At 72.6% G+C, this 1177-nt stretch carries 1 pseudogene; it reads left to right on the top strand.

The window, feature by feature from the left end:
* Positions 1-37 precede the first annotated feature (37 nt).
* Positions 38-1177 (top strand): annotated as a pseudogene (locus tag AC27KI_RS25320) (hypothetical protein); the annotation flags it as partial.

Here is a 1177-nt window from a genome sequence, read left to right as displayed (position 1 = left end):
CACCCTGGTCCAGGCCGCACAGGCCAGCGCGCCTGGCATGACGTTTTCCGTGGTGACCAAGCTGCGCCCCCAGGCGGCTGAGGCCTACGACAAGCTGCAGGGCCTGGCACAGCAAGCCACCGAGACGGGCCAGAAAGCCGCCGCCGCAGCGCAGCAGGCGACCGAACCCGCCCGGCGAGCCACCATGGAAAGCCAGCAGGCCCAGGCCGCCATCCGGCGGGCCGCTGCCGCGGGCCAGCCCGCCGAGGCACTGGCCCAGCAAGAGGCCGCGGCACGATTGCGGGACCTGGCGGCCACCCAGCAGGCCGAGGCCGCGCGCCAGCAGGCGATTGCGCAGGGACAGCAGGCCAAGGCCGACGGCTACCGGGCGAAGGTGCGCACCCTGCTGGACAGCCACGACGCCTGGACCGCCAACAACCTGCAATTCAAGACGAAGGCCAAGGACGAGGCATCGCAGAGCGCCGCACTCGGCATGCTGCAGGGCAAGGCGGCATCGGAGTCCACCCGGCTGCACGAATTTCTGCCAGCTGGCTCCCAGCAGGTGGGCCGCACCCCGCAGCAGCACGCCGCGGCCCCGGATGACCACTCGGCCCGATGGGCGCCGAAATTCGCCCCGGTGGCGCAGAACCCCGAGCCCAGGCCCGATCCTGAAACGGAAGTCGAAATCGAACGGAAGCCGGCGGCCGCCGCCGATCCCCAGGCGGTCTGGCGCGCACGCGCCGAAGCCCAGGCCACCAAGCTCGCGGCCCAGGCACAACAGCAAGCGCAAGGCCTCTTCACCCGGGCCAACGACGGCGTGAACAAGACGCAGGAGCCCGAGGAGCCGGACCTGCAGACGCCCCAAGCCCCGGACGTCGAACCCCCACCAACGCGGCAACGGCGCCCGACGCTGGGCCAGTTGTTCAAGGAGCCGTTCAACGACCAGCACCCCCTTCACCCGCTCCCCAGGCCGCCGGTCATCGCCAGCCCCTCCTTGCGCGACTGGGTGCCCGAAGACGATGGCGTGGACAGCGAGCCGTCCGAGAGCAATCCCCTTCCGCTGCCACCCGAGGGGGCTACCCCGCCCACGAGCGCAGCGGGACGCCGGGCCACGCCTGCGGGCCCCCGGTGGTCCCCCACGACCCCGCAGCCCATGCCCCTGCCCACGCCGGAGTCCGTCGGGGGCTACGGGGCCGCG

The sequence above is a fragment of the Acidovorax sp. KPB24-03 genome (assembly GCF_057546605.1).
This window is presented reverse-complemented; position numbering and strand designations above follow the sequence as displayed.